General features: G+C 75.4%; 24 protein-coding genes. 10 read left to right on the forward strand and 14 right to left on the reverse strand.

From position 1 onward, the window contains the following. Positions 1 to 13: 13 nt before the first annotated feature. The 3 genes from ACH4PY_RS09700 to ACH4PY_RS09710 all read right to left on the reverse strand — a co-directional run bounded on the left by ACH4PY_RS09700 (position 14) and on the right by ACH4PY_RS09710 (position 2,950). On the reverse strand, positions 14 to 1,264 hold the full coding sequence (locus ACH4PY_RS09700) for an HRDC domain-containing protein (protein WP_398178175.1): 1,251 nt from the start codon (positions 1,262 to 1,264) through the stop codon (positions 14 to 16). 141 nt (positions 1,265 to 1,405) lie between these two features. Continuing rightward, entirely contained in the window at positions 1,406 to 2,074 is a 669-nt protein-coding gene (locus tag ACH4PY_RS09705) for a LuxR C-terminal-related transcriptional regulator (RefSeq protein ID WP_398178178.1), read from the reverse strand. Positions 2,075 to 2,311: 237 nt separating this feature from the next. Then, positions 2,312 to 2,950: a DUF3000 domain-containing protein gene (locus tag ACH4PY_RS09710; RefSeq protein ID WP_398178181.1), complete on the reverse strand. Its 639-nt coding sequence runs from the start codon at positions 2,948 to 2,950 to the stop codon at positions 2,312 to 2,314. An 86-nt stretch (positions 2,951 to 3,036) separates the two neighbouring features. On the opposite strand from ACH4PY_RS09710, the gene hemE reads away from it, so the two are divergent. After that, positions 3,037 to 4,095 (forward strand): uroporphyrinogen decarboxylase, encoded by a 1,059-nt coding sequence (hemE, locus tag ACH4PY_RS09715; protein ID WP_398178184.1) that lies wholly within the window; start codon positions 3,037 to 3,039, stop codon positions 4,093 to 4,095. Between the two features lie 19 nt (positions 4,096 to 4,114). Here the strand turns inward: hemE and ACH4PY_RS09720 are convergent, their stop codons facing one another. Beyond that, positions 4,115 to 5,374 (reverse strand): DUF4349 domain-containing protein, encoded by a 1,260-nt coding sequence (locus ACH4PY_RS09720; protein ID WP_398178187.1) that lies wholly within the window; start codon positions 5,372 to 5,374, stop codon positions 4,115 to 4,117. Between the two features lie 135 nt (positions 5,375 to 5,509). On the opposite strand from ACH4PY_RS09720, the gene hemG reads away from it, so the two are divergent. Together hemG and hemQ are read left to right on the forward strand one after the other, a co-directional pair. Then, positions 5,510 to 6,997, forward strand: coding sequence for a protoporphyrinogen oxidase (hemG, locus tag ACH4PY_RS09725; RefSeq protein ID WP_398178190.1), 1,488 nt, complete (start codon positions 5,510 to 5,512; stop codon positions 6,995 to 6,997). A gap of 4 nt (positions 6,998 to 7,001) precedes the next feature. Continuing rightward, a complete protein-coding gene (gene hemQ, locus ACH4PY_RS09730) occupies positions 7,002 to 7,775 on the forward strand; it encodes a hydrogen peroxide-dependent heme synthase (RefSeq protein ID WP_398178193.1) in 774 nt (257 codons plus the stop codon). A gap of 50 nt (positions 7,776 to 7,825) precedes the next feature. Here the strand turns inward: hemQ and ACH4PY_RS09735 are convergent, their stop codons facing one another. Next, complete coding sequence (locus tag ACH4PY_RS09735) at positions 7,826 to 8,227, reverse strand: winged helix-turn-helix transcriptional regulator (RefSeq protein WP_398178196.1); 402 nt, start codon at positions 8,225 to 8,227, stop codon at positions 7,826 to 7,828. 130 nt (positions 8,228 to 8,357) lie between these two features. Between ACH4PY_RS09735 and ACH4PY_RS09740 the strand changes: the two genes are divergently transcribed. Further along, positions 8,358 to 9,317, forward strand: coding sequence for an NADP-dependent oxidoreductase (locus tag ACH4PY_RS09740; protein WP_398178199.1), 960 nt, complete (start codon positions 8,358 to 8,360; stop codon positions 9,315 to 9,317). 269 nt (positions 9,318 to 9,586) lie between these two features. Here ACH4PY_RS09740 and ACH4PY_RS09745 read toward each other — a convergent pair whose 3' ends face one another. Beyond that, the gene (locus ACH4PY_RS09745) at positions 9,587 to 10,294 is read right to left on the reverse strand and encodes a peptidyl-tRNA hydrolase (RefSeq protein ID WP_398178202.1); all 708 of its coding nucleotides are present in this window, start codon (positions 10,292 to 10,294) and stop codon (positions 9,587 to 9,589) included. Between the two features lie 57 nt (positions 10,295 to 10,351). On the opposite strand from ACH4PY_RS09745, the gene ACH4PY_RS09750 reads away from it, so the two are divergent. Together ACH4PY_RS09750 and ACH4PY_RS09755 are read left to right on the forward strand one after the other, a co-directional pair. After that, positions 10,352 to 12,124, forward strand: coding sequence for an ATP-binding cassette domain-containing protein (locus tag ACH4PY_RS09750; RefSeq protein ID WP_398178205.1), 1,773 nt, complete (start codon positions 10,352 to 10,354; stop codon positions 12,122 to 12,124). A gap of 564 nt (positions 12,125 to 12,688) precedes the next feature. Continuing rightward, complete coding sequence (locus tag ACH4PY_RS09755) at positions 12,689 to 13,771, forward strand: glycoside hydrolase family 11 protein (protein ID WP_398178208.1); 1,083 nt, start codon at positions 12,689 to 12,691, stop codon at positions 13,769 to 13,771. Positions 13,772 to 13,829: 58 nt separating this feature from the next. Here ACH4PY_RS09755 and msrB read toward each other — a convergent pair whose 3' ends face one another. The 4 genes from msrB to ACH4PY_RS09775 all read right to left on the reverse strand — a co-directional run bounded on the left by msrB (position 13,830) and on the right by ACH4PY_RS09775 (position 17,366). Beyond that, positions 13,830 to 14,237: a peptide-methionine (R)-S-oxide reductase MsrB gene (msrB, locus tag ACH4PY_RS09760; protein ID WP_398178211.1), complete on the reverse strand. Its 408-nt coding sequence runs from the start codon at positions 14,235 to 14,237 to the stop codon at positions 13,830 to 13,832. A gap of 10 nt (positions 14,238 to 14,247) precedes the next feature. Then, the gene (gene murC / locus ACH4PY_RS09765) at positions 14,248 to 15,645 is read right to left on the reverse strand and encodes a UDP-N-acetylmuramate--L-alanine ligase (RefSeq protein WP_398178215.1); all 1,398 of its coding nucleotides are present in this window, start codon (positions 15,643 to 15,645) and stop codon (positions 14,248 to 14,250) included. Between the two features lie 174 nt (positions 15,646 to 15,819). After that, positions 15,820 to 16,293, reverse strand: coding sequence for an indole-3-glycerol phosphate synthase (locus tag ACH4PY_RS09770; protein WP_398178218.1), 474 nt, complete (start codon positions 16,291 to 16,293; stop codon positions 15,820 to 15,822). Positions 16,294 to 16,559: 266 nt separating this feature from the next. Beyond that, the gene (locus tag ACH4PY_RS09775; protein WP_398178221.1) at positions 16,560 to 17,366 is read right to left on the reverse strand and encodes a pyrimidine reductase family protein; all 807 of its coding nucleotides are present in this window, start codon (positions 17,364 to 17,366) and stop codon (positions 16,560 to 16,562) included. Between the two features lie 87 nt (positions 17,367 to 17,453). Here ACH4PY_RS09775 and zapE point away from each other — a divergent pair, with 87 nt between their 5' ends. Together zapE and ACH4PY_RS09785 are read left to right on the forward strand one after the other, a co-directional pair. Beyond that, positions 17,454 to 18,536, forward strand: a complete 1,083-nt coding sequence (zapE, locus tag ACH4PY_RS09780) for a cell division protein ZapE (protein ID WP_398178224.1) — start codon at positions 17,454 to 17,456, stop codon at positions 18,534 to 18,536. Positions 18,537 to 18,588: 52 nt separating this feature from the next. Further along, the gene (locus ACH4PY_RS09785; RefSeq protein WP_398178227.1) at positions 18,589 to 19,446 is read left to right on the forward strand and encodes a PPK2 family polyphosphate kinase; all 858 of its coding nucleotides are present in this window, start codon (positions 18,589 to 18,591) and stop codon (positions 19,444 to 19,446) included. A 34-nt stretch (positions 19,447 to 19,480) separates the two neighbouring features. Here ACH4PY_RS09785 and ACH4PY_RS09790 read toward each other — a convergent pair whose 3' ends face one another. After that, positions 19,481 to 19,933, reverse strand: a complete 453-nt coding sequence (locus ACH4PY_RS09790; RefSeq protein WP_398178231.1) for an iron chaperone — start codon at positions 19,931 to 19,933, stop codon at positions 19,481 to 19,483. Between the two features lie 145 nt (positions 19,934 to 20,078). Here ACH4PY_RS09790 and ACH4PY_RS09795 point away from each other — a divergent pair, with 145 nt between their 5' ends. Beyond that, positions 20,079 to 20,669 carry a TetR/AcrR family transcriptional regulator gene (locus ACH4PY_RS09795; RefSeq protein WP_398178234.1) on the forward strand — a complete coding sequence of 197 codons (591 nt, stop codon included), beginning with the start codon at positions 20,079 to 20,081 and terminating at the stop codon, positions 20,667 to 20,669. Between the two features lie 63 nt (positions 20,670 to 20,732). On the opposite strand, the gene ACH4PY_RS09800 is transcribed toward ACH4PY_RS09795, so the two are convergent. The 3 genes from ACH4PY_RS09800 to ACH4PY_RS09810 all read right to left on the reverse strand — a co-directional run bounded on the left by ACH4PY_RS09800 (position 20,733) and on the right by ACH4PY_RS09810 (position 24,176). Next, on the reverse strand, positions 20,733 to 20,900 hold the full coding sequence (locus tag ACH4PY_RS09800; RefSeq protein WP_398178237.1) for a hypothetical protein: 168 nt from the start codon (positions 20,898 to 20,900) through the stop codon (positions 20,733 to 20,735). Further along, positions 20,897 to 22,636 (reverse strand): malto-oligosyltrehalose trehalohydrolase, encoded by a 1,740-nt coding sequence (gene treZ / locus ACH4PY_RS09805; RefSeq protein WP_398178240.1) that lies wholly within the window; start codon positions 22,634 to 22,636, stop codon positions 20,897 to 20,899. The genes ACH4PY_RS09800 and treZ overlap by 4 nt, the downstream gene beginning before the upstream one ends. Before the next feature lie 106 nt (positions 22,637 to 22,742). Next, the gene (locus ACH4PY_RS09810) at positions 22,743 to 24,176 is read right to left on the reverse strand and encodes an FAD-dependent oxidoreductase (RefSeq protein ID WP_398178244.1); all 1,434 of its coding nucleotides are present in this window, start codon (positions 24,174 to 24,176) and stop codon (positions 22,743 to 22,745) included. Positions 24,177 to 24,262: 86 nt separating this feature from the next. Here ACH4PY_RS09810 and ACH4PY_RS09815 point away from each other — a divergent pair, with 86 nt between their 5' ends. Then, a complete protein-coding gene (locus ACH4PY_RS09815) occupies positions 24,263 to 25,141 on the forward strand; it encodes a LysR family transcriptional regulator (RefSeq protein ID WP_398178247.1) in 879 nt (292 codons plus the stop codon). The last annotated feature ends 9 nt before the right edge of the window (positions 25,142 to 25,150 follow it).

The raw sequence follows: 25,150 nt of genomic DNA on the forward strand, positions 1-25,150 counted from the left end.
CACACCGGAAGGGTTACTGGCCCGCCGCGGGGCGGGCGGTGAGGGCCTTGGTGACGAGCGGGGTGGTGAGCTGGACCTGCCAGGGACGGGCGCCCAGATCCGCCAGCGCCGCGGCCACCGCCTCCGGGGTCAGGTCGGCGGGCGGGGCCCAGCACACCCGGCGGACGGTGTCCGGGGTGATCAGGTTCTCCTGCGGCAGATGCAGCTCGTCGGCCATCGCCGTCACCGCTGCGCGGGCCGCCGACAGCCGGGCGGCCGCGGCCGGGTCCTTGTCCGCCCACGCGCGCGGCGGCGGGGGGCCGGTGTAGGCGGCGGTGGGCTGCGGCAGCTCGCGCTCGGGCAGGGCGCGGGCGCGGTCCACCGCGGCCTGCCACTGGTCGAGCTGGCGGCGGCCCATACGGTGTCCGAAACCGGGCAGCGCGGCGAGCGCGTGCACGTTCGGCGGATTCTCCAGCGCGGCCGTGACGATCGCGGCGTCGCTCAGCACCCGGCCGGGGGAGATGTCGCGTTCGCGCGCGGCCCGGTCGCGGGCCAGCCACAGCTCGCGCACGATGCCGATCTGCCGCCGCCGGCGCACCTTGTGCATGCCCGACGTGCGGCGCCACGGATCCACCCGGGGAGGCGGCGGCGGTGCCGCGGCGATGGCCGCGAACTCCTGCAGCGCCCAGTCCAGCTTGCCCTGCTCGCGCAGCTCCTGCTCCAGCGCGTCCCGCAGGTCCACCAGCAGCTCGACGTCGAGCGCGGCGTACCGCAGCCACGGCTCGGGCAGCGGGCGGGTCGACCAGTCCACCGCGGAGTGGCCCTTCTCCAGGGCGTAGCCGAGCACCTGCTCCACCATCGCCCCGAGCCCCACCCGCGGAAAACCGGCAAGCCGCCCGGCCAGCTCGGTGTCGAACAGCGAGGACGGGTGCATGCCCAGCTCCGCGAGGCACGGCAGGTCCTGGGTGGCGGCGTGCAGCACCCACTCCGTGCCGCTCAGCGCGGCGTCCAGGGTGGACAGGTCGGGGCACCCCACGGGGTCGATCAGCGCGGTCCCTGCTCCGGTGCGGCGCAGCTGGACCAGGTAGGCCCGCTGCCCGTAGCGGTAGCCGGAGGCACGCTCGGCGTCGACGGCGACCGGACCCGTACCCGCGGCGAAGGCCGCGACGACCTCTGCGAGAGCCTCCGGGTCTGCGGTCACCGGCGGGATTCCCTCGCGCGGGTCCAGCAGCGGGACCGGCGCCGCCGCGGTTTCAGCGGGTGCGGTGTCTTGGGCGTCGGTCACCTGTCAAGGGTAGCCTTGCGCCGCACCTGCCGGTGGGGCTTGCCCTGTTCGTCCGGTTACGCCGGACTCCCGGGACGAAGCGGCGCGGCCGCGCCGGCCGGGGGGCGGAACGTTACGCCCCCTGCGGCGGCGCGGCCGGGCTCAGTGGATGATGCCGGTGCGCAGTGCGACGGCGACCATCCCCGCGCGGTCGCCCGTCCCGAGCTTGCGCGCGATCCGCGCGAGGTGGCTCTTGACGGTCAGCGCGGACAGGCCCATCGAGACGCCGATGGCCTTGTTGGACTGGCCCTCGGCGACGAGCCTGAGCACCTCCACCTCGCGCCCGGACAGCTCGCGGTAGCCGTTGCCGGGGTGACCGGCGGCGCCCGGCGGTCGGCGCTGCATACGGGCGGCGGTGGCGCCGAGCGGGGCGAGCCCGGGGCGGCCGGCGAGGGAGCCGGGGGTGTTGCGGGTGCCGGTCACCACGTAGCCCTTCACACCGCCCGCGAGGGCGTTGCGCACCGCGCCGATGTCGTCGGCGGCGGAGAGGGCGAGGCCGTTGGGCCAGCCCGCGGCGCGGGTTTCGGCGAGCAGGGTGAGCCCGGAGCCGTCGGGCAGGTGGACGTCGGCGACGCAGATGTCGCGGGGGTTACCGACCCGGGGGCGGGCCTCGGCGATCGACGAGGCCTCGATCACGTCGCGAACCCCGAGAGCCCACAGGTGTCGGGTGACGGTGGAGCGTACGCGGGGGTCGGCCACGACGACCATGGCCGTCGGCTTGCTGGGACGGTAGGCGACCAGGCTCGTGGGCTGCTCGAGAAGAACGGACACCGGGCCTCCTGTGGCAAAGGGGACTGAAAGGGTCACAGTTTCCTTCGGCAGCAAGTGCCCTGGCCTTTAGGGAAAGATCACGATTTGTTGCACATTATTTCCGGCAAATCGGACGGCCGATCGAACGCCAGAGCTGCCCGCCCCGCACGGCCCGCCCGAGGCATCCTCGGCGGGGCCCTGGGCGGCGGCCGCAGGAGCCCGTGAGAGCCCCCGGGCGGCCTCCGGGTGCGGGGTGTGTCAGGTGCGGCGCTTGGGGAGCGGCACGACGCCCGCGGTGCCCCGCACGGGCGTGTCCTCGGCCGGCGGCAGGCCCGCGCACGCGCACAGCAGGTCGCACCAGGCGGCCAGGTGCGCGGTGACGTCGATGAGCCCGCCGGGCCGCTCCTGCGGCGTCCACGAGGCGCGCAGCTCGATCCGGGTCTCGTCGGGGCGGTCGCCCAGCCCGCCGAAGAAGTGCGACGAGGCGCGCGAGACCGTACCGCTCGGCTCGCCGTGGCCCGCGCCGTGCGCGGCGAGCGCGCCCGTCAGCCACGACCAGCTGACCTCCGGCAGCAGCGGGTCGCCGGCCATCTCCGGCTCCAGCTCCGCGCGGGCCAGCGTGACCATCCGGAAGGTGCCGGACCAGGCCTCGTGGCCCTGCGGTTCGTGCAGCAGCACCACCCGCCCGTCGGCCAGCTCCTCCCCGTCCGCGTCCGCGAGCACCGTCGCCTCCAGCGCGTACGCGTACGCGGCGAGCCGCCGCGGCGCGGTCACCTCCTCGATCCGCACCTGCGGCCGCACCCGGGCCCCCCGCAACGCGTCCACCGCGTGCCGAAAAGGAAAGGGGACCCCGCTGTCCTCGCCGACCTCGCCGACCTGTCCATGCACCGCAGCCATGCCCGGAAGACTAGGGCGCGTGCGGGGTCCGCGTGCGCAACAACACCCGAGGCCCCGTAACCGGTCTCTCCGCGCGGCGTGGGAGGATGCGGGGTGTGAGCACGCATCAGCAGACCGCTGCCTCCCCGTTCATCCGCGCCTGCCGCAACGAGCCGGTGCCGTACACCCCGGTGTGGTTCATGCGCCAGGCGGGCAGGTCGCTGCCCGAGTACCACAAGGCGCGCGAGGGCGTCTCGATGCTCGAGTCGTGCATGCGGCCCGACCTGATCGCGGAGATCACCCTCCAGCCGGTCCGGCGGCACAAGGTGGACGCGGCGATCTACTTCAGCGACATCATGGTGCCGCTCAAGGCGATCGGCCTGGACCTGGACATCAAGCCGGGCGTCGGCCCGGTCGTCGCCGACCCCTTCCGCGGCCGCGAGGACCTGGCGCGGCTGCGCGACCTCGAACCCTCCGACGTCGGCTACGTCACCGAGGCCGTCGGCCTGCTCACCGCCGAACTGGGGCAGACCCCGCTGATCGGCTTCACCGGCGCCCCCTTCACGCTGGCCAGCTACCTCGTCGAGGGCGGCCCGTCGCGCAACCACGAGCGCACCAAGGCGCTCATGTACGGCGACCCGCAGCTGTGGCACGACCTGATCGACCGGCTCGCCGACATCACCGCGACCTTCCTGAAGGTCCAGGTCGAGGCGGGCGCGAGCGCCGTCCAGCTCTTCGACTCCTGGGCCGGGGCGGTGTCCCCGGCCGACTACCGGCGCCATGTGCTGCCCGCGTCCGCGAAGGTCCTCACGTCCGTCGAGGGCTACGGGGTGCCGCGCATCCACTTCGGCGTCGGCACCGGCGAGCTGCTGGGTCTGCTCGGCGAGGCGGGCGCCGACGTCGTCGGCGTCGACTGGCGGGTGCCGCTGGACGAGGCCGCGCGCCGCGTCGGCCCCGGCAAGGCGCTGCAGGGCAACCTGGACCCGGCGGTGCTCTTCGCCCCGACCGAGGTCGTGGAGGAGAAGGCCCGTGAGGTGCTGGACGCCGCGGCCGCTTCGGGCCGCGGCCACATCTTCAACCTCGGCCACGGCGTCATCCCCAGCACCGACCCGGACGCCCTCGGCCGCCTGGTGGAGTTCGTGCACCGCACCACGCAGGCGGCCTGAGGACACCCGGCCCCGCCGGTCACCCGGCGGGCGGCTGCTCCTTCCCCGGGCCCTGCGGCGGCACCGGGGGCGCGGCCGGAGCGGGTGGTACCGGCGGCGCGCCCGGGACGTCAGCCGCCGGAGCGGCCGGGGCGGGGCGCACGGCCACCGCTCCCGCCGGTGCCCGCCACGGGTCGGCGGCATCCGCCCCCTGCTGCGGGTGGCGCGGCAGCCCGCCCGGCGCGCGCAGCGTCGGGGCGTCCGGGTCCGGCTCGCGCCGCGGCCACCAGCGGCGGCGCACCTCGCGGTAGGCCAGCCACAGCGCCGCCACCGCGAGCAGGAAGGGCAGCGTCACCGCCAGGACGACCAGGACGACGCGCAGGGCCACGTAGAAGGCGTTCCAGCCGTCGCGCAGGCCGTGCCCGACGGTGGTCCAGAAGCCGTCGTGGTGGGCCTTCGGCGCCTTCTTGTGCACGGGCTTCGCGGGCGGCTGGCTCAGGCTGAGCGTGACGGTGGCCAGATTCGTCCGGTCCCGCAGCGACGCCTGCTGGGCCTCCAGCGACTCCAGGGCCGCCTCGCGCGTGCTCAGCTCGCTCTCCAGCGCGACCACGTCGTCCAGGCCCGACGCCTGGTCCATCAGGGCGCGCACCCGCGCCACGCTCGCCTGCTGGGACTTCACCCGGCTCTGCACGTCCACCACCTGGCCGGTGACGTCCTGCACGCTCACCTTGCGGGACAGCAGGCTGCCCAGCCCGGACAGCCGGTCGAGCAGGGCGTCGTAGCCCGCGGGCGGCACGCGCAGCTGGACGGTGGAGGTGACCCGGCCGTCCGGTCCCGTCGTGGTGTCCTCGTCGCCGGAGTAGCCCCCGGCGTCGGCCGCGTAGGACTTCGCCTGCCGCAGCGCGTCCGCGACGTGCGGGGTGCGGACGCTCAGCTCCGCGTCACGGATCAGGTACGACGGCGACAGGTGCGGCGTCTTCCCGGCCGGGGTGCCGGACGACCCGGCGGACGGCGCGGTCTTCCCGGCGGCGCCCTCGTCCTGGACGGCGCCGGAGCTCGCGCTGTCGCCGCTGCCGTTCCCGCTGCCGGGCGCGGCCGCCGCCGGGCCCGCGGCGCTGTCGCTCCTGTGCGAGCTGTCGGACTTGTCGGACGACGCGCTGCACCCGGCGACGGCGAGCGCCCCCACCAGCAGCAGCGCGGCGGCCGCGGACGCCCGGCGGCGCCCCCGGCCTGCCCGGCGCGAGCCGGGCGGATGGGCGCCCGGCACGCCGGGCGCGGCCTGTCTCAGACTGACTCTCATCGTGAAATCCCCCCAGAGACACGGTTGTCGAGCGGAAGTGCAGGTTTGACGGGAGTGTCGCGCACCCCGTTCCGCGACTTCGGTACCGGCACCATCACGGTCCGAACTCGATCCGGCGTCTGAGACAGTGGTCGTATGAGCGACGCGCACTCCGGTCCGGCCGCGGCGGCATCCCGCGGACCCGCACACGACCCCGCGGGGGAGCGGCCCCCGGGCCATGTGGTGGTCGTCGGCGGCGGCATCTCCGGGCTCGCCGCGGCCCACCGGCTGGCGGCCGCGGGGGCGCGGGTCACCGTGCTGGAGGCCTCCGCGCGGCTCGGCGGCAAGCTGCACGCCGACGAGATCGCCGGGGTCCCGGTCGACCTGGGAGCCGAGTCGATACTCGCCCGCCGCCCGGAGGCGGTGGCCCTGGCCCGCGCGGTCGGGCTCGGCGACGACCTGGAGCCGCCCGCCGTGCTGGGCGCCACGGTGTGGACCCGCGGGCGGCTGCGGCCGATGCCGAAGGGCCATGTGATGGGTGTGCCGGGCGACCTCGGGCCGCTCGCCGCCTCCGGCGTGATCTCGCCCGCGGGCCTCGCCCGCATCCCGTTCGACCACGTCCTGCCGCGCACCGCGGTGGACGGGGACGTGGCCGTCGGCGCGTTCGTCGCCGCCCGGCTCGGCCGGGAGGTCGTCGACCGGCTCGTGGAACCGCTGCTCGGCGGCGTCTACGCGGGCAACGCGTACGAGATCTCGCTGCGTGCCGCGGTGCCGCAGCTGTGGGCCGCCGCCACCGAGGGGCGCTCGCTCATCGAGGCCGCCCGCGCGATCCAGCGCAAGGCCGCCGCCTCCACCGCCACCGGCCCGGTCTTCAACGGGCTGCGCGGGGGAGTCGGACGGCTGCCGCTCGCGGTCGCCGACGCCTGCCGGGCGCTGGGCGTCACCGTCGAGACCGGCGCGCGCGTGCGCGACCTGCACCGCACCGGCCCGCACGGCTGGCGGGTGCTGCTCGCCGACCGCGCGATCGACGCCGACGCCGTGCTGCTCGCGGTGCCCGCGCCCACCGCCGCCCACCTGCTGGAGGGCGAGTCGCCGGCCGCCGCCGCGGAGCTGTCGGGCGTGGACTACGCGAGCATGGCACTGGTCACGATGGCCTTCCGGCGCGCAGACCTGGCGCCGCTGCCGCAGTCCAGCGGCTTCCTCGTGCCGCCGGTCGACGGCCGGACGATCAAGGCCTCGACCTTCTCCAGCCGCAAGTGGGGCTGGCTGGACGAGGCGGGCGGCGACACCGTGGTGCTGCGCACCTCCGTCGGGCGGTTCGGCGACGAGGGCGACCTCGCGTGGGACGACACCGACCTGGTGCGGCTGTCCCGCGAGGACCTGGAGCAGGCGGTCGGGCTGCGCGCCGCGCCGGTCGCCGCCCGCGTCACCCGGTGGGACGCCGGCCTGCCGCAGTATCCGGTGGGCCACCTGGACCGGGTGGCCCGGATCCGCGAGCACGTCGGCAAGCTGCCCGGCCTGGAGGTGTGCGGCGCGGTCTACGACGGTGTGGGCATCCCGGCCTGCGTCGGCAGCGGGCAGCGGGCGGCGGACGGGCTGCTGGCCACCCTGCCGCCGGGCGGGACGCACGGCGCGGGAGAATAGCCGCATGACCGACTCCACTCCCGCCGACGCCCACGTCCCCGCCGACGCCGCCGCCGGCGACACCGCTGCCGCGCTCGCCAAGGCCCCCAACGCGGGCAAGAAGGCCAAGGACCTCAACGAGGTCATCCGCTACACCCTGTGGTCGGTCTTCCGGCTCCGCGCCCCGCTCCCGGAAGACCGCTCCGGTTACGCGGAGGAGGTCGACGAGCTGTTCGCGCAGCTCGCCGCCAAGGACGTCACGATCCGCGGCACGTACGACCTGTCCGGGCTGCGCGCGGACGCCGACCTGATGATCTGGTGGCACGCCGAGACGGCCGACGCGCTCCAGGAGGCCTACAACCTCTTCCGCCGCACCCGGCTCGGCCGCGCGCTGGAGCCGGTGTGGTCGAACATGGCGCTGCACCGCCCCGCGGAGTTCAACAAGTCGCACATCCCGGCCTTCCTGGCCGACGAGCACGCGCGCGACTACGTGAGCGTCTACCCGTTCGTCCGCTCGTACGACTGGTACCTGCTGCCCGACGAGGACCGCCGCCGGATGCTCGCCGACCACGGCAAGATGGCCCGCGGCTTCCCGGACGTGCGTGCCAACACCGTCGCGTCCTTCTCGCTCGGCGACTACGAGTGGATCCTCGCCTTCGAGGCCGACGAGCTGTACCGGATCGTCGACCTCATGCGGCACCTGCGCGGCTCCGAGGCGCGTCGGCACGTCCGCGAGGAGGTGCCCTTCTACACCGGGCGCCGCCGGGAGATCGCCGACCTGGTCGCCGGTCTCGCCTGACAGCCGCCCCTCCGGGCCCGGCACCCCGCGGGGCCGGGCCCGGACGCATGTCAGACGTGCTCCTCGTCGTACGCCTCGCGGGCCGTCAGCACGACCGGCATGTTCCGCTCCGACCATTCCTTGACCGCCGCCAGCACGGGCAGCAGGTCCCGCCCGATGGCCGTCAGCTCGTAGTCCACCCGGACCGGCACCTCCGGTGTCACCGTGCGTGTCAGCAGGCCGTCGCGCTCCAGCGCCCGCAAGGTCTGGGTGAGCATCTTCTGGCTCACCCCCGCGATCCGGCGGGCCAGTTCGGCGTAGCGCTGCGGGCCCTCGGCGAGCGCGGTGACGACCAGCGTCGTCCACTTGTCGCTCAGCCGCTCCAGCAACTGCCGTGACGGGCAGGCCGCCAGGAACGCGTCGTACGCGATCCGCGCCTGCGCCCGGCGCTCGGCCGCGGTCCTCGTCGGCATGATGGGCTCCTCCGGTGGGTTACGCACTTCCAGGTGCCTGCTTACCAGAAGAGAGCAACGCTGCCTAGGGTCGCGGTGCGGGGTGCGGACGCCCCCGCGTACGCGTCAACCAGCAGGCAGGAGTGCGGAGATGGGCAACACCGGCAGCGGGGTCATGCGGGCGGTCGTCGTGCGGGAATTCGGCGGACCCGAGGCACTGGAGGTCGTCGAGCAGCCGGTGCCCGAGCCCGGCCCCGGACAGGTGCGCATCGCGGTCGAGGCCGCGGCCGTCAACCCCGTGGACCTCGCGGTGCGCGCCGGGGGAGTCGCCGCCGTCGGCTTCACCGCGCCGCGCGCGCAGTACGGGATCGGATGGGACGTCGCGGGCCGCGTCGACGCGGTGGGCGCCGGGGCCGGGTTCGCGGTCGGCGACCGCGTCATCGGCTGCGTCGACCGGCTGGACCTGACGACCGGCGGCTACGCCGACCACGTCGTCCTCGACACCTCCGCGGTCGGCCGCGCCCCGCGCGAGGCCACCGCCGCCGAGGCCGCGACGATCCCGCTCAACGCCCTCACCGCCGACCAGGGCCTCGACCTGCTGGACCTCCCCGCGGGCAGCACTCTCCTGGTCACCGGCGCGGCGGGCGGCGTCGGCGGCTTCGCGGGCGAACTCGCGGTGCTGCGCGGCCTGCGCGTCGCGGCGCTCGCCGGGGCGGACGACGAGAAGCTGGTGCGCGAGCTGGGCGCCGAGCACTTCGTCCCGCGCTCCGTCGCCAACGTCGGCGACGCGGTGCGGGCGTGGGCGCCCGGCGGGGTGGACGGGGTCCTCGACGCGGCCGAGCTGCGCGAAGCCGCGCTCGAAGCGTTGCGCGGCGGCGGCGCGCTCGTGGCCGTCGGCCACGGATCCGACCCCGTGCCGCGGCGCGGTACGCGCGTCGCCAACGTCTGGATCCGCGCGGACGGGCGCCGCCTCACGGAACTGTCCGCCCTCGCGGACGCGGGCCACATCTCCCTGCGAGTGGCCGCCACGTACCCCCTGGCCGAGGCCCCCGCCGCCCACGCCCGCCTGGCCGCGGGCGGCGTACGAGGCCGTCTCGTGCTCGTGCCGTGAGCCCCGGGGGGTGCCGCGGATCCTTGTGGGGGGATCTTCTGCGGGTGGTGGGTTGTTCGCGCGGTTCCTCGCGCCCCTTTCCCCGGGGGGTGCCGCGGTCCCCTTGTCGCGGGACTTTCTGCGGGTGGGGGGTTGAGCGCGCGGTTCCTCGCGCTCCTGTGGGTGCCCTTGGCGCGCGGGGTGGGCTTTAGGGGCGCGGGGAACTGCGCGACAAGCCACGTACCGGGGGAGATCGCGACACCCGCCGCAAGGGGCGGTGCGGGGCGTCGTCAGGCGGGGGAGCCGCGGAGGACGGGGTGGTCCGCGACGACGGTCGCCGAGCCCGGGGCGATCTCCGTGAAGCCCGCGTCGCGGACGAGGGGGAGGGGGGACGCCACCAGGGGCGGCCACGCCGCCGCCGTGGCGGTGCGGACCGCCAGCGGGAAGCCCGCCGCACGCCAGCCCGCCCGCTCGGAAGCGCTCAGCTCCCACCATGCGAGCTGCGCCCCGTGCCCGGCCTGCGCCATGGCCTTGCCCGCGGACATGGTGACCTCGGGGTTGAGCCACAGCACGGGCTCGTCCGCGGCGGGCGGCGGCGGGGGCGCGGGGTCGTCGAGTTCGGTGCCGGAGACCTGGAGTTTGGCGAGGTCCTTGGGCCAGCCGTCGAGCGGCACCGGCGGGTAGACCCGTACCTCGGCGGTGCGGCCGGTCACCGTGATGCCGGGCAGCGTCTCGGCGCGCCGCCACTCCGCGCCCCGCGCGCGCCGGACGACCTTGCGGATCCGCGCGTCCTGCCAGTCGCGGACGGCCTGCGCCCACTCCCCGTCCTCGGCCGTGGCGCGCTCGTCGGACAGCAGGGTCAGGACGGCGCGGGCGGCGGTCTCCAGCGCGTCGGTGCGCTCCGGCGGGGCGTCCCGCTCGATGCGTACGACGAGCGGCAGGACGTACTGCGGCGCCGCGTCCCGCTCGGCGGCGCTGTGTTGGAAGGGGCTGGTCACGGGCCCAGTCTGCCACCGCCGCTTGGTGCTCCGCGGCGGGTGGTCCAGGATGGGCCCGTGCACGCGACGCTGCTGCGACTCGACGGTGTGGGGCGGCGCTACGGGCTGCGTGGTCCGTGGGTGCTGCGGGACGTCGCGCTGGAGCTGCCGCCCGGTGCGCTGGTGCGGGTCGAGGGCGTGAACGGCAGCGGCAAGTCGACGCTGCTGCGGCTGCTCGCCGGGGTGGATCGTCCGACCGCGGGCCGGATCACCGGCCGTCCCGCCGCCTGCACCGCGTACGTCCCGGAGCGTTTTCCGGCCGCGCTGCCCTTCCCCGCCCTGCGTTACCTGACGCATCTCGGGGCCGTCCGCGGGCTGCCCTCCGCGACCGCCCGGGAGCGGGCGGCGCACTGGCTGGAAAGCTTCGGTGTCGCCGGGTACGCGGGCACCCCGCTCGACGAGCTGTCCAAGGGCACCTGCCAGAAGGTCGCGGTCGTCCAGGCGCTGCTCGCCGACCCCGAACTGCTGGTGCTCGACGAGGCGTGGACGGGCCTGGACACCGCGGCCCGCGCCACGCTGGACGCGGCGGTGCGGGCGAGGACGGCCGCGGGCGGCACGGTGGTCTTCGTCGACCACGACCCGCGCCGGCTGGCCGGGGAACAGGACGTCACGGTGACGGTCGACGCGGCGGCGGGCCGGGTCGCCGCCCGGGTGCGTGTTCCGGCGGCCGCCGCACCGCGGGGCCGCGTGCTGATCGAGGCCGATGGCACCGGCGAACTCCCCGCGGGTGTGCGCCCGTACGCGCTTCCCGGTGCGCGCCCGCCCCGCCTCGTCCTTCCCGCGGCATCCTCCGACGCGGCCCTGCGCGTCCTGCTGTCCGCGGATCCGCCCTGGCACATCACCGCCGTCCGTCCCGCGCCGCCGACCGACGACACCCGCGCCCCGGCGCCGCCGGACGGCGCGGCGGCCGGTCCGGCCGAGCCGCCGCGCGTGGCGGCGGCCGTGCGGAACGCGCACCCGGGCGCGGCCGGGCCGGTCCCGGCGTCGCCGGAGGGCTCCGCCGTGCCGCGTGCCGCCGGGGTCGCGGGGGAGCAGGAGGCCGTTCCGGGCCCGCCCGTGGACGGGGCCGCGACCGTGCCGGTCGTGCCGCGCGCCGCCGTGGGCCGGTGGCGGCGCGCGGGGGCGCTGCTGCGCTACCAGGCCGCGCTGCTGGCGCGCTCGCACCGGTGGCTGCCGCCGTTGCTGGGGTACGGCGCGGTCATGGCGGTCGGGGTCGGCGGCGGGGAGCCGGTGCTCGGGTCGATGGGGTACGCGGCCGCGCTGCTGCTGCCGGTGACCGCGTGGCTGGTGCGGGTGTGCGTGCGCAACGAGCCCGCCGCCGCGCGGGCCTGCACCGCCTCCGCGGTCGGTCCCGGCCGGGCGCACGCGGCGGCGCTGGCGGTCGGGGCGGGCGCCGCCGCGCTGCTGGGCGTCGCGGGGACGGTGCTGGTCGCCGCCGTGAGCGGGGCGCACTCCGACGATCTGCGCACCGCCGTCGCGGTGGGCCCGGCCGCGCTCGCCGGGCTGCTGGCCGCGGCGGTGGCGGTGCTGCTCGGCGGCGCCGTGGGGGCGCTGACCAATCCGCCGCTGGTGCGCGGCGCGGGCTGGTCGCTGCTGGTGACGGCGCTGGGCGCGGGCGCGGTGCTGCTGGTGTCCGGCTCGCCCGCGCAGGCGGCGGTCACCGGCCTGGTGACCGGCTCGCGCACGGGCGCGGTGCACTACCCGGTGCTGCCGTTCGTGCTCGCCGCGGTGCTCGCGGCCGTCGCGGGCGCGCTGTCCTGCGCGGCCGTCTCCCGCCTCGGCGCGCAGTGACCGGCCCGGGGCCGTACCGCCCGCGCGGCGCGTAGCCAGGCACCGGGCGCCGCGTCCGTACGCGCCGTGCCGCGTCCCCCGGGCCGATCGTTTTCGGCCAAGATCGACAGCGCGGCCCTTCTTCGCCAAAAACGGCTCTCGAAACTTTCGAAGCGGTGCCCGCTGTTCCGATCGTCATGCGGCCTGCCCATTGCGGGAGTTGACTGTTCGAGCGCACCGGATCTCCGCAAGTGGCCGCCGACCAGCGGATATTGCCTGTCTATGACATCCCTGCGGACAGAAAGATTTCGAAATATCTACCGAAAGTGTTGACACCCGGAGGGTGCGGTCCAGACTGTTCCGCGTCACCGGTGACGATTTGCCGGCGATCCGGGCCGCATCCGGTCGGGCCCGGGACTCCGGCCGCGGCACGCTCGGCGGTCGGGGTGCGTGTCATGCCCCTGTCGTGTCGGTCCACCGGCCCGCGGCGGCCGGGGCGACGGCACGCAACCGCCCCCCACATCCGTGCTAGGAGGAACCCCAGTGAGTCTGCTGACCCGTGTGATGCACCCCAGACGCCCCGTCATGGCGGCCGTCCGAGGTCTCGTCGCCGTCGCGGCGTCGGTCGTGGTCGCCTTCGCGCTCCCCGGCGCGGCCCACGCCGACACGACCGTGAACACCAACAGCACCGGCACCAACAACGGGTACTTCTACTCGTTCTGGAGCCAGAACAGCGGCCAGGCCTCGATGACGATGGGCTCCGGCGGCCAGTACAGCACCACGTGGAACAACGTGACCAACTTCGTCGCCGGCAAGGGCTGGAACCCGGGCACCACCTCCCCGGTGACGTACTCGGGCACGTGGAACTGCAACGGCAACTGCTACCTGTCGCTGTACGGCTGGACGACCAACCCGCTCATCGAGTACTACATCGTCGACAACTACGGGAACTACAACCCGAGTTCGGGCGCCACCAAGCTGGGTTCGGTCACCAGTGACGGCAGCACGTACGACCTGTACCGCACGCAGCGGGTGAACCAGCCGTCCATCGAGGGCACCGCGACCTTCTACCAGTACTGGGCGATCCGCCAGGCCAAGCGCACCGGCGGCACCATCACGGTGGCGAACTTCTTCAACGCGTGGGCGACGGCGGGCCTGAACCTCGGCACCCCGAACTACGAGATCCTCGCCACCGAGGGCTACGGCTCCTCCGGCAGCTCCAACATCACCGTCAGCAGCGGCGGCGGCAGCACGGGCGGCACCACGGGCGGCACGACCGGTGGGACCACGGGCGGCACGACCGGGGGCACCACCGGCGGTACGACGGGCGGCACCACCGGCGGCTCGACCGGCGGCACGGGCGGCAGCGGCTGCTCGGCGGCCTTCACCAACTCCTCCGACTGGGGCGCGGGCTTCACCGGAGCGGTGAGCGTCAAGAACGACGGCTCCTCGGCCATCAACGGCTGGACGGTGAAGCTGACCTTCCCGGGCAACCAGACCGTCACCAACCTGTGGAGCGGCAGCTACACCCAGTCCGGCAACACGGTCACCGTGACCAACGCCAGTTACAACGGCAACCTGGGCGGCGGCGCGAGCACGTCCTTCGGCTTCAACGCCAACTACTCGGGCAGCAACGGCGCCCCGACCGTCTCCTGCAGCACGAGCTGATCACCGGCACGGACAAGGGGCGGGCACCGGACTCCTCCGGTGCCCGCCCCCTCGCCCGTCACTCCCCGGCGGGGGCCAGCCGCAGCGAGATCGAGTTGATGCAGTAGCGCTGGTCGGTCGGCGTGGGGTAGCCCTCGCCCGCGAAAACATGGCCCAGGTGCGATCCGCAGCGCGCACAGCGCACCTCGGTGCGCATCATGCCCATGGTGCGGTCCTCGATCAGCTCGACCGCGTCGCTGTCGGCCGGGTCGTAGAACGACGGCCATCCGCAGTGCGACTCGAACTTCGTGCCGGAGCGGAAGAGCTCGGCGCCGCACGCGCGGCACTCGTACACGCCCTCGGTCTTGGTGTCGGTGTACTCACCGGTGAAGGGACGCTCGGTGCCGGCCTGCCGCAGAACCGCGTACTCCTGCGGGGACAGCTCCTCGCGCCACTGCTCGTCGGACTTGTTCACTTCGTACGGCATGGAGGTCCTCTCAGCTGCCGAGGCGGGCCAGAATCCGCGGTCCGAGGTCGGTCACGTCGCCCGCCCCCATGGTGAGAACGAGATCGCCGGGCTTCGCCATTCCTGCCACCAGCTCCGCGACCGCCTCGCGGTCCGGTTCCGGGGTCACGTCGGCGCCCGCGGCGCGCGCGGCGTCGACGATGAGTGCGCTGGTCACACCGGGGATCGGGTCCTCGCGCGCCGGGTAGATGTCCAGCACCACCGAGGCGTCGGCGAGCGCGAGCGCACCGCCCATCTCCTTGCCCAGCTCACGGGTGCGGCTGAACAGGTGCGGCTGGAAGACCACGAGCACCCGGCCGTCGTCCGCGGCGGCGCGGATCGCCTCCAGGTCGGCGGTCATCTCGGTCGGGTGGTGCGCGTAGGAGTCGATGACCTGCACGCCCGCCGCCTCGCCCTTGAGCTGGAGGCGGCGCTTGACCCCGGTGTACGAGGCCAGCGCGGGCGCCAGCTCCTCGGCGGGCACCCCGAGGGCGGTGCCGGCGGCGAGCGCGGCGGCGGCGTTGAGCGCGTAGTGCCGGCCGGGCACCGAGACGGTGAAGGCCAGCTCCCGGCCGTCCGCGAGGACCACGGTGACCTCGCTGGTCAGGCCGCGCGGGGTGACGGACGTGACGCGCAGGTCCGCGGTCGGCGCCTCGCCGACGGTGAGGACGCGCAGCCCTTCGCGGCCGGCCACCCGCCGGGTCAGCTCCACGGCGCCCGCCTGGTCGGCGGAGACGACCAGGGTGCCACCGGGGCGGATCTTGCCGACGAAGGTCACGAAGGAGTCGTAGATCTCCTCCATCGACGCGTAGTTCGCGTGGTGGTCCAGCTCCACGTTGAGCACCACCGCGACCTCGGGGGCGTAGGCGTGGAAGCTGCGGTCGCTCTCGTCGGCCTCGGCCACGAAGAGGTCGCCGGTGCCGTGGTGGGCGTTGGAGCCGGGGGCGTCCAGGTCGCCGCCGATCGCGTAGGACGGGGCGAGGCCGAGGGTGCCGAGGGCGACGGCCAGCATCGAGGTGGTCGTCGTCTTGCCGTGCGTGCCGGCCACCGCGATCGGCCGGGTGCCGGTCATGAGCGCGGCGAGCGCGTCGCTGCGGTGCACGACCGGGATGCCGCGCTCGCGGGCGGCCGCCAGCTCCGGGTTCTCCGCGCGGATCGCGCTGGAGACGACCACCGCGCTGGTGTCCGGCGCGAGGTTGGCCGCGGTGTGCCCGATGTGCACGGTCGCGCCGAGCGCCCGCAGCGCGGCCGCCGTCTCCGACTCGCGCGCGTCGCTGCCCGCCACCGCCGCGCCGCGCTGCGCGAGGATCTTCGCGATGCCCGACATCCCTGCGCCGCCGATCCCGATGAAGTGCGGTCGGTCCAGGGTGGGCGGAACGGTCGGGCTCATACGCGCATCTCCAAGGGGTGGCCGGGTCGTCCACGGGACGGGTGAGCCGATTCTCGCACTGCCGGGCCCGCGGCTTCGCGCACCCGCGGGCGGCGCCGTCCGCGGCCCGCCCCGGGTCCGCCGCCCGAGGGCCCGGCGGCGGGCGCGGGGTGGGGGCGGTGCGTCACCCGGCCGTCATTCGTCGTCCTGCTGGGCGAAGAGCTTGAGCACCGGCACGCCCACCTTGTGGCGGGCCCTGGAGGTCCAGTCGCGGTGGAAGAACTCCTCGACGAAGTGCGGTGCGGTCAGCACGATCACCTCGTCGGCGTGCGTGCGCTCCACCACGGTCCTGAGAACGTCCAGCGGGTGCTTCTGGATGATCTCGCCGATCGCTTCGGCCCCGGCGGTGTGCAGCTGGTCGACGGAGGCGGCGAGTGCCAGTTCGGCGGGCCCGTTCGCCTGCTCGCCCTCCGGGACGTCGTTCTCCCGCGCGGCCTCCTCCAGGTGGCCGAGCGCCACGTCGTCCACCGCCCGCAGCAGCCGGTCCTGGTCGCCGCGGGGCTGCATCAGCACCACGAAGGAGACCGGCTCCTCGCCGTGCAGGGTGGTGACGAGCTCCACGTCGGCGGGGGCGAGCGCCTTCTCGATCATGAGTACGGTCGTGAACACGGACGCGTCCTTCTTTCTCAGGGGCCCCTCGGCCGCCCTGCAAACCATCCTGCCCCGATCTTCACAGGGCACCGCTATGAGTCTTCCCGAGCGACACCAAGCGGAACGTGCGAATCCGCTTTTTACGGCTCACCCTTGCCCCGGGGGGCGTACGACGCGGCGCGGGGTTTACGCGCTCCGCACGGCGGACCGCCCGGCGCGCGGCGCGCGGGACGGCGTCCGGGGCGGCGGGCGGACGGACGGAGCCGGGACGGGACGGACGCGTGCTACGCGCGGACGTACCGGGTGAAGAGGAAGCCGTCCTCCTCCAGGACCGACCGCGGCTCGTACCGGGCCGGGCCCGGGACGGCCGGGCCGTTCATGATGCGCGGCGCCCCGCCGCCCGTGAGCAGCGGCGCGACCGTCAGGCACAGCTCGTCGACCGTACCGGCCGCCGCGAACTGCGCCAGCAGCCGCGGCCCGCCCTCGTGCAGCAGCCGCGGGTAGCCGCGCGCGGCCAGCTCGGCGACCGCGCGGACCGGATCGACCCCGGCCCCGTCGCCGCCCTCCACCGCCGCGACCACCACCTCGGCGCCGGCCGCCCGCGCCGCCACCAGCCGCTCCCGGGGCGCCGCCGCCCCGGTCACGACCAGCGTCGGGACGACGGGCTCGCGGAAGAGCGGGCTGTCGAAGTCCAGGTCCAGGCCGCGGGTGACGACCGCGATCGCCGGCGCGGGCGCCTGGCCCGCGTCCGCCCGCCGCCCGGCGAACTCCTTGCGCGCCCGGCCCGGCCGGTAGCCCTCGCGGCGCGCGGTCTCGGCGCCCACCACAACCACGTCGGCGAGCGCCCGCAGCACCCCGAAGATCCGCATGTCGGCAGGGGAGGACAGCGGCGCGGACTTGCCGTCGGCGACCGCGGCGCCGTCCAGCGAGCCGACCATGTTCGCCCGCAGCCAGGGGCGCCCCCGCGCCACCCCGTCCGGGTACGCGTAAACCTCCGCGAGACCGCCGGGAGTGTCGAGATCCGGCTGCCCGAGCGCGTCCGGTGAGCCGGCGGGCCCCGCCGCCCCGGCGGGTGGGTACAGACGCCGCATACCCGCGATCCTCCCACGTCCCGAAGTGGCGCGCCCCACGGTGTCCCGGGACGTGGCGGCCCCCCGGAGGGACTACGCTGGACAGTCGTGACAGCTCTGCCGTCGTACGAATACGCCCTGCTCAGCCCGGTGGCCCTGAGCGGCCGCACGCCGCATGTCGAGACGGGGCGGCTGGTGGCCGAAATGGTGCCCCCGCCGCGCTTCGACGGTGTCCGCTTCGAGACGTACGTCTCGGATCCCGCCCAGCCGAGCCAGGCCGCCGCCGTCGCGAAGCTCCGCGCGTTCGCCGGGCAGGACGCCCCGCGGGCGCGCCGCCGCTGGTTCCGCTCCGCGCCGCCCGCACCCGCCGCGGGCGGGGTGTACCTCGACGGCGGCTACGGCGTCGGCAAGACCCATCTGCTCGCCTCGCTGTGGCACGCCGACCCGGCGCCCCGCGAGCGCAAGGCCTTCGGCACCTTCGTCGAGCTGACCAACCTGGTCGGCGCGCTCGGCTTCCAGCCCGCCGTGCGCGCCCTGGGGGAGCACCGGCTGCTGTGCATCGACGAGTTCGAGCTCGACGACCCCGGCGACACCGTGCTGGTCTCCACCCTGCTCGGCAAGCTCGCGGACGCCGGGGTACGGCTCGCCGCGACGTCCAACACGCTGCCGGGGCGGCTCGGCGAGGGGCGCTTCGCCGCGGCCGACTTCATGCGCGAGATACAGGGTCTGTCCGCGCGCTTCAGCAGCATCAGGATCGACGGCGAGGACTACCGGCACCGCGGTCTGCCGCAGGCGCCCGAGCCCTACGCCGACGAGCAGGTGACGCGCGCCGCCCTCGGCACCCCGGGTGCGGCCCTCGACGACTTCGCCGAACTGTCCGCGCACCTCGCGACCGTCCACCCGAGCCGCTACGGGGCGCTGTGCGACGGTGTGGACGCGGTCTTCCTGCGCGGGGTCACCGAGATCACCGACCAGGCGGCGGCGCTGCGTCTGGTGGTGCTCGCCGACCGGCTCTACGACCGCGAGATCCCGGTCATGGCCTCCGGCGTGCCCTTCGACCGGCTGTTCTCGGCGGAGCTGCTGTCCGGCGGCTACCGCAAGAAGTACTTCCGGGCCGTCTCCCGGCTCACCGCGCTGGCCCGCGACGCGGCCGCCCGCGCCGAGCGCGCGGCGGGCGGCCGCGCGGACTGAGCCCCCGGTCCCCCCACTGGCGGGACCGGGCGGCCGGGCGCACGATCGGTGCATGCCTGCGCACACAGCCGGTCCCGATCTGCGGTCACTGCTGCGGGTGCCGCCCGGCCCGGTCGATCTGGCCGGATACGGCACCCGGGACACTCCGGGCGCGCCCGCGGGCGGCAAGGCGGGCGCGCGGGCCGAGACCGAACGCGTCCGCACGCTCCTCGCGCGGTGGCAGGACCGGCTCTTCGCGCAGAGCACCGCGGGCGACCCGCGGTGCCTGCTGCTGGTCCTCCAGGGCATGGACACCTCCGGCAAGGGCGGCACCGTCAAGCACGTCGCCTCCGGGCTGAACCCCGCGGGCGTCCGCGTCACCGCCTTCAAGGCGCCGACCCCCGAGGAGAGCCGGCACCCGTTCCTGTGGCGCGTCCGCCGCGCGGTGCCGGGCCCCGGCGAGATCGGCGTCTTCGACCGCTCGCACTACGAGGACGTGCTCGTCGCCCGGGTCCGCGGCCTCGTCCCACGGGCCACCTGGGCCCGCCGCTACGGCGTCATCAACCGCTTCGAGCAGTCGCTCGCCGACGACGGCGTCACCGTGCTGAAGGTCTTTCTGCACATCGGCCGCCGTGAGCAGCGCGACCGGCTGCTCGCCCGCCTCGACGACCCGGCCAAGCACTGGAAGTTCGCCCCGGGCGACATCGCCGACCGGGCCCTGTGGCCCGCCTACCGGGAGGCGTACGAGGCGGCGCTGGAACGCTGCGGCACCGAGGCCGCGCCCTGGTACCTGGTGCCCGCCGACCGCAAGTGGTACCGCAACTGGGCCGTCGCCCAACTCCTGCTGGAGCACCTGGAGCTGATGGACCCGCGCTACCCGCCCGCCGCCTTCGACGTCACCGCGGCCCGCACGGCGCTGCTGGGGACATAGCCGCCGGGCCCGGCCGGTTCGGAGGGGGTGCGGCTCAGCCCACCGCCCGCTTCACCAGCTCCGCGATCCGTGCCTCCGTCTCCGGCGTCACCTCGGTGAGGGCGAACCCGGCCGCCCACATCGTGCCGTCGTCCAGCTTCGCCTGGTCGCTGAACCCGAGGGTCGCGTAGCGGGCCTTGAACTTCTCCGCGCTCTGGAAGAAGCAGACGATCTTCCCGTCGAGCGCGTAGGCGGGCATCCCGTACCAGAGCTTCGGGGCGAGGGCCGGGGCGGCGGCCGTGACCACGGCATGGACACGCTCGGCCATGATCCGGTCCGAGTCCCGCATCCCGGCGATCTTCGCGAGCACGTCCTGCCGCGCCTGCGCCGCCTTGTCCGCCGCCGAGCCGGAGCGCCCGGCCGCCTTCAGCTCCTGGGCGTGGTCCTTCATCGCGGCCCGTTCCTCGGCCGTGAATCCCTCGTGGGTGCTGTTCTTGCCGGTGGCCATGCGGATCTTCCCCCGTGCGGAGCTGGACGGTCCGGGTCGGATGTCGCCGACCCGGCAACGACACGACGCGTGCCGATCGACTCGCATACTGCGCGCTCACCCCGTCGGCTGTCAACGGCACGCCCTGTGCCGTTAGGGTGGTGCCATGACCGACACGCCCGCCACGCCGAGGCGCCGGGGCGCGGCTCGCACCGAGGAGCTGCTGCAGGCGACCCTCGACCTGGCCGCGGAAGCCGGCTACGCGGGGCTGAGCATCGAGGCGGTCGGCCGGCGGGCCGGAGTCGGGAAGCACACGATCTACCGGCGCTGGCCGTCCATGCCGGCGCTGCTGCTCGACGCGCTCAACCGCGCGTGGACCAGCGACCTGGACTACCGCGACACCGGCGACGTCCGCGCGGACCTGCGCGAGCAGTTCCTGCGCTCGGGCCGGGCGCTGTCCGCCCCGCCGATCGGCCCCGTCTACCGGGCGGTCATCGCCGAGGCGCAGGCCGACGCCGCGCTGCGGGCGACCCTGCACGAACGCTTCCTGGCCACCGTCGAGCAGAGCACCCTCGAACGGATCACCCGCGCCCAGCGCGACGGCGAACTGGTCGCGGACGCGGATCTGGAATTCGCCGCCGAAGTGCTGTCCGGCGCGCTCTACTACCGCGCCCTGCTGTCGAACCGGCCGGTCGACGAGGCCGCCGTCGACGGCCTGCTCGACATGTTCATGGCCGCCTACGGAACGGGCGGCTAGGGTCTGTCGTTCGGATCTCCGCGGAGATCCGAACGACAGACCCTAGCCGCCCGGGAGCGCCGGTCAGCCCGAGCAGGCGGTGCGCTGCGCCTCCTGCCACTCGCACACCGGGCAGTACGTGGCGCCGCGGGTGCTCGCGGGGTGCTCGGTCGGGTCGCCGCACAGCACGCAGTCCGCGCGCGGCTCGTCGGCCGTGTCGTCCTGGGGGCGGTCCTGCCGGTCGTGGGTCATACGTTCACGGTAGCGTCCACCGTCCGCAGCACCGCCGCCCCCCGGGCGGGCAGTTGCACGGCGGGCCCCGGCAGCAGCTTGCACGCCGGGCGGGACAGCACCACCTCGCAGGGCGCGTTCAGCGGGACCCGCGCGGGCGCGTCGGAGAAGTTGACGAGGACACGGAAGGGGCCGCGCGCGACCCGCAGCGTCCGGCCGCCCGCCGTCGCGGTGACGGTGTCCAGCTGCGGGTCGGTCAGGGCGGGTTCGGAGCGGCGCAGCGCGATCAGCGCCCGGTACCACTCCAGCAGTTCGCGGTGCCCCTCCTTCTCCGGCTCCGCCCAGTCCAGGCACGAGCGGTCGCGGGTGGCCGGGTCCTGCGGGTCGGGCACGTCCTGCTCGGCCCAGCCGTGCGCGGCGAACTCGCGCCGCCGCCCCGCGGTGATGGCCGCGCCCAGCTCCGCGTCGTGGTGGTCGGTGAAGAACTGCCACGGGGTGCTCGCGCCCCACTCCTCGCCCATGAAGAGCATCGGGGTGAAGGGCGAGGTCAGCACGAGCGCCGCGGCGACACCGAGCGCCTGCGGCGAAAGCCGGTCGCCGGTCGCGCGGTTGCCGATCTGGTCGTGCGTCTGCGCGTAGCCGAGCAGCCGGTGGCCCGGCAGGGTCGTCGGGTCGATCGGGCGGCCGTGGTGGCGGCCGCGGAAGGAGGACCAGGTGCCGTCGTGGAAGAAGCCGTGGGTCAGCGTCCTGGCCACGGCGGCGGGACCCGCGGCGGCGAAGTCGGCGTAGTAGCCCTGCGCCTCGCCCGTCACCGCGGTGTGCAGGGCGTGGTGGAAGTCGTCGTTCCACTGCGCGTGCAGGCCCTGGCCGCCCGCCTCGCGCGGGGCGGTGGTGCGCGGGTCGTTCAGGTCGGACTCGGCGATCAGGAAGAGCGGGCGGCCGAGCGCCGCCGACAGCCCGTCCACGGCGGTGGACAGCTCCTCCAGGAAGTGCAGCGCGCGGGTGTCGACGAGCGCGTGCACCGCGTCCAGCCGCAGCCCGTCCAGGCGGTAGTCGCGCAGCCAGGCCAGGGCGCTGCCGACGAGGAAGGCGCGCACCTCGTCCGAGCCGGGCGCGTCCAGGTTCACCGCGTCGCCCCACGGGGTGTGGTGGCGGTCGGTGAAGTACGGGCCGAAGGCGGGCAGGTAGTTGCCGGACGGGCCGAGGTGGTTGTGCACCACGTCCAGGACGACGCCGAGGCCGTGCCGGTGCGCCGCGTCGACAAAGCGCTTCATCGCCTCGGGTCCGCCGTAGGGCTCGTGCACCGACCACAGCGACACCCCCTCGTAGCCCCAGCCGTTGGTGCCGGGGAAGGAGCACACCGGCATCAGCTGGACGTGCGTGACGCCGAGCCGGGCCAGGTGCGGCAGCCGCTCCACCGCCGCGTCGAAGGTCCCGGCGGGGGTGAAGGTGCCGACGTGCAACTCGTAGAGCACCGCGCCGGGCAGGCCGCGTCCGGGCCAGGGCGCCGACCAGGCGAAGGCGTCGTGGTCGACGACCGCGCTCGGCCCGTCGGGCCCGTCCGGCTGCCGCCGCGACCGCGGGTCGGGCAGTGGAGGGCCGCCGTCCAGGACGTACGCGTAGCGGGTGCCCGCCGGGGCCGACAGCTCCGCCCGCCACCACCCCTCCCGCGCCGGGTCGGGCCCGAGCCGGTGCGTGCGTCCGCCGGCCACCACCTCCACCCGCTGGGCCTGGGGCGCCCACACTTCGAACAGCACGCACATCTCCCGTCCGCCGCCGGCCACTGCGTCCCGCGCAGGATGCATGCCCGCGGGCAGGACCCGCTAGACCCGATTCACCCCCGGGTCCGGCGGCGGGCGGGCCTCAGGCCGACTGGTGCAGGGCGCGCCCGGCCAGCGTCAGGAAGACCTCGCCGACCGCCTCGGAGAGCGTCGGGTGCGGGTGGACGTGCGCGGCGACGTCCGCGGGGTCGGCCTCCCAGCCCACGATCAGCTGGCTCTCGGCGATCATCTCCGAGACATGCGGTCCCACCAGGTGGACGCCGAGGACCGGCCCGCCCGCCGCGGCGACCACCTTCACACTGCCGCCCCGGCCGTGCACCATGCCCTTGGCCACCGCCGTCAGCGGCATCGTGTTCACCACCACCTCGTGGCCCGCGTCCCTGGCCTGCTGCTCCGTCAGGCCGACCGCGGCGGTCTGCGGGCTGGAGTACGTCACCCGCGGCACCGCCGCGTAGTCCACCAGCCGCGGGCTCCGCCCGGCCAGCACCTCCGCGACCAGCAGGCCCTCCGCGAAGGACGCGTGCGCCAGGCCGGGGGAGGGCGGCGGCAGCAGGTCGCCCACCACGTGGACGCCGGGCGCCGCGGTCTCCAGCCGCGCCCAGTCCGCGGGCGGCACGAAGCCGCGCGCGTCCGTGGCGAGCCCCGCCGCCGCGAGGCCGAGCCCGTCCGTGACCGGCTCACGGCCCACCGCCACCAGCAGCCTGTCCACGTCGTGGACGCGCGTCTCGCCGCGCGCGCCCAGCACGGTGACCCGCACCCCGTCCGGGTACGGCTCCGCGCCCGTCGTCCGCGCGCCGGTCAGGATCTCCACGCCGCGCCTGCGCAGGCCCCGTTCGAGCTGCCGGGACACCTCGGCGTCCTCCAGCGGCAGCAGTCGGCCGGCCGCCTCGACCAGCACCACCCGGGCGCCCATCGAGCGGTGCAGCGACGCGTACTCCACGCCGATCGCCCCGCCGCCCAGCACCAGCACGGAATCCGGCAGGCCCGGCGCGAACAGGGCGTCGTCGCTCGTCACGACCCGCCGCCCGTCCGTGACGAGACCCGGCAGCAGCCGCGGACGCGAGCCCGTCGCCAGGACGAGCCCGCGCCGCGCGGTGTACGTCCGCCCGCCCGCGGTCACCGAACGCGGCCCCGTCAGTCGCGCCTCGGCCCGCACCACCCGCACCCCCGCGTGCGCGAGGTGGCCCTCCACACCGCGGTGGTTGCGGGCCACGATGTCGTCGCGGGTCGCGGTCAGCGCGGGCCAGTCCACGCCGTCCAGCGTCGCCTTGACGCCCCACCGCTCGCGCGCCTCGGCGATGCCGTCGACCAGCTCGGCCGCGTGCAGCATCGCCTTGCTGGGGATACAGCCGCGGTGCAGGCAGGTGCCGCCGACCAGGTCCCGTTCGGCCAGTACCACGTCCAGGCCGAGGCCCGCGGCGCGCAGCGCCGTGCTGTAGCCGCCCGTGCCGCCGCCGACCACGATGACGTCCGCCGTTTCCGCGGGGGCGGCGTCCGGGGTGTTCTCGCTCGTCATGCGGCCAGTCTCCGGTCGCGCCCGGTCATGAGTCCAAGGCATAATCAGCGCATTGTCCATGCAGGACGTTCATGAGGAGGCCCGCGGTGAGCCTGCGGCAGATGGAGTACTTCGTGACTGTCGTCGAGGCCGACTCCTTCACCCGCGCGGCCGAACTGCTGCACGTCACCCAGCCCGCGCTGTCCCACCAGATCAAGGCGCTCGAACGGCACGTCGGCGGGCCGCTGCTGGAACGACTGCCGCGCGGGGTACGGCTCACCGCCATGGGCCGGGCCTTCCTGCCGCACGCCGAGCTGGCCGTGCGCAGCGCCGCGCAGGCCGAACGGGCCGCGCGCGCCGCCGCCGGGGCGGAGGGCGGCGAGATCCACGTCGCCGCCGTCCACTCCGTCGCCGCCGGGCTCCTGCCGCCCGCCTTCGCCCGCTGGCGGCGCGATCACCCGGGCGTGCAGCTCGTCCTGCACGAGTACGCGCGGGACGCGGACCTCGACGACGCGATGGCGCGGGGCGTCGCGGACCTCGCCGTCGGGCACGGCGGGGACGGCGCCGAAGCCGCGGCGCGGGCGGTGATCGGCGAGGAGGAGGTCGTCGTCGTGCTCCCGCCGGGCGACCCGCTCGCGGGCGGCGGGCCCGTACGGCTCACCGCGCTCGCCGGGCGGGACTGGGTGCGGTGCGCGATGGAGCCCGTGGTGGACGGGCGGCCCTTCATCGACCTGGCCTGCGAACGCGCGGGGTTCGCACCCCGGGGCGCGGTGCGGACGGAGCACACGACGACAGCGGTCGCGATGGCCGCAGCGGGGGCGGGGGTCGTGGCGGTCCCCTCCTACGCGGTCCCGCCCGGCACCCCCGCGGTGTCCCTCACCCCGCCCTGGCGCCGCCCCCTCCACGCGTGGGCCCGCGCCGCCTTCTCCCCGCCGGTGGCCGAGCTGATCTCCTACCTCGGCCCCGCGGTGGCTTCTGCCCGGTGACGCTCCGGG

This window comes from Streptomyces sp. NPDC021224, from assembly GCF_044332905.1.
In the GTDB taxonomy this organism is placed as follows: Bacteria; Actinomycetota; Actinomycetes; order Streptomycetales; family Streptomycetaceae; genus Actinacidiphila.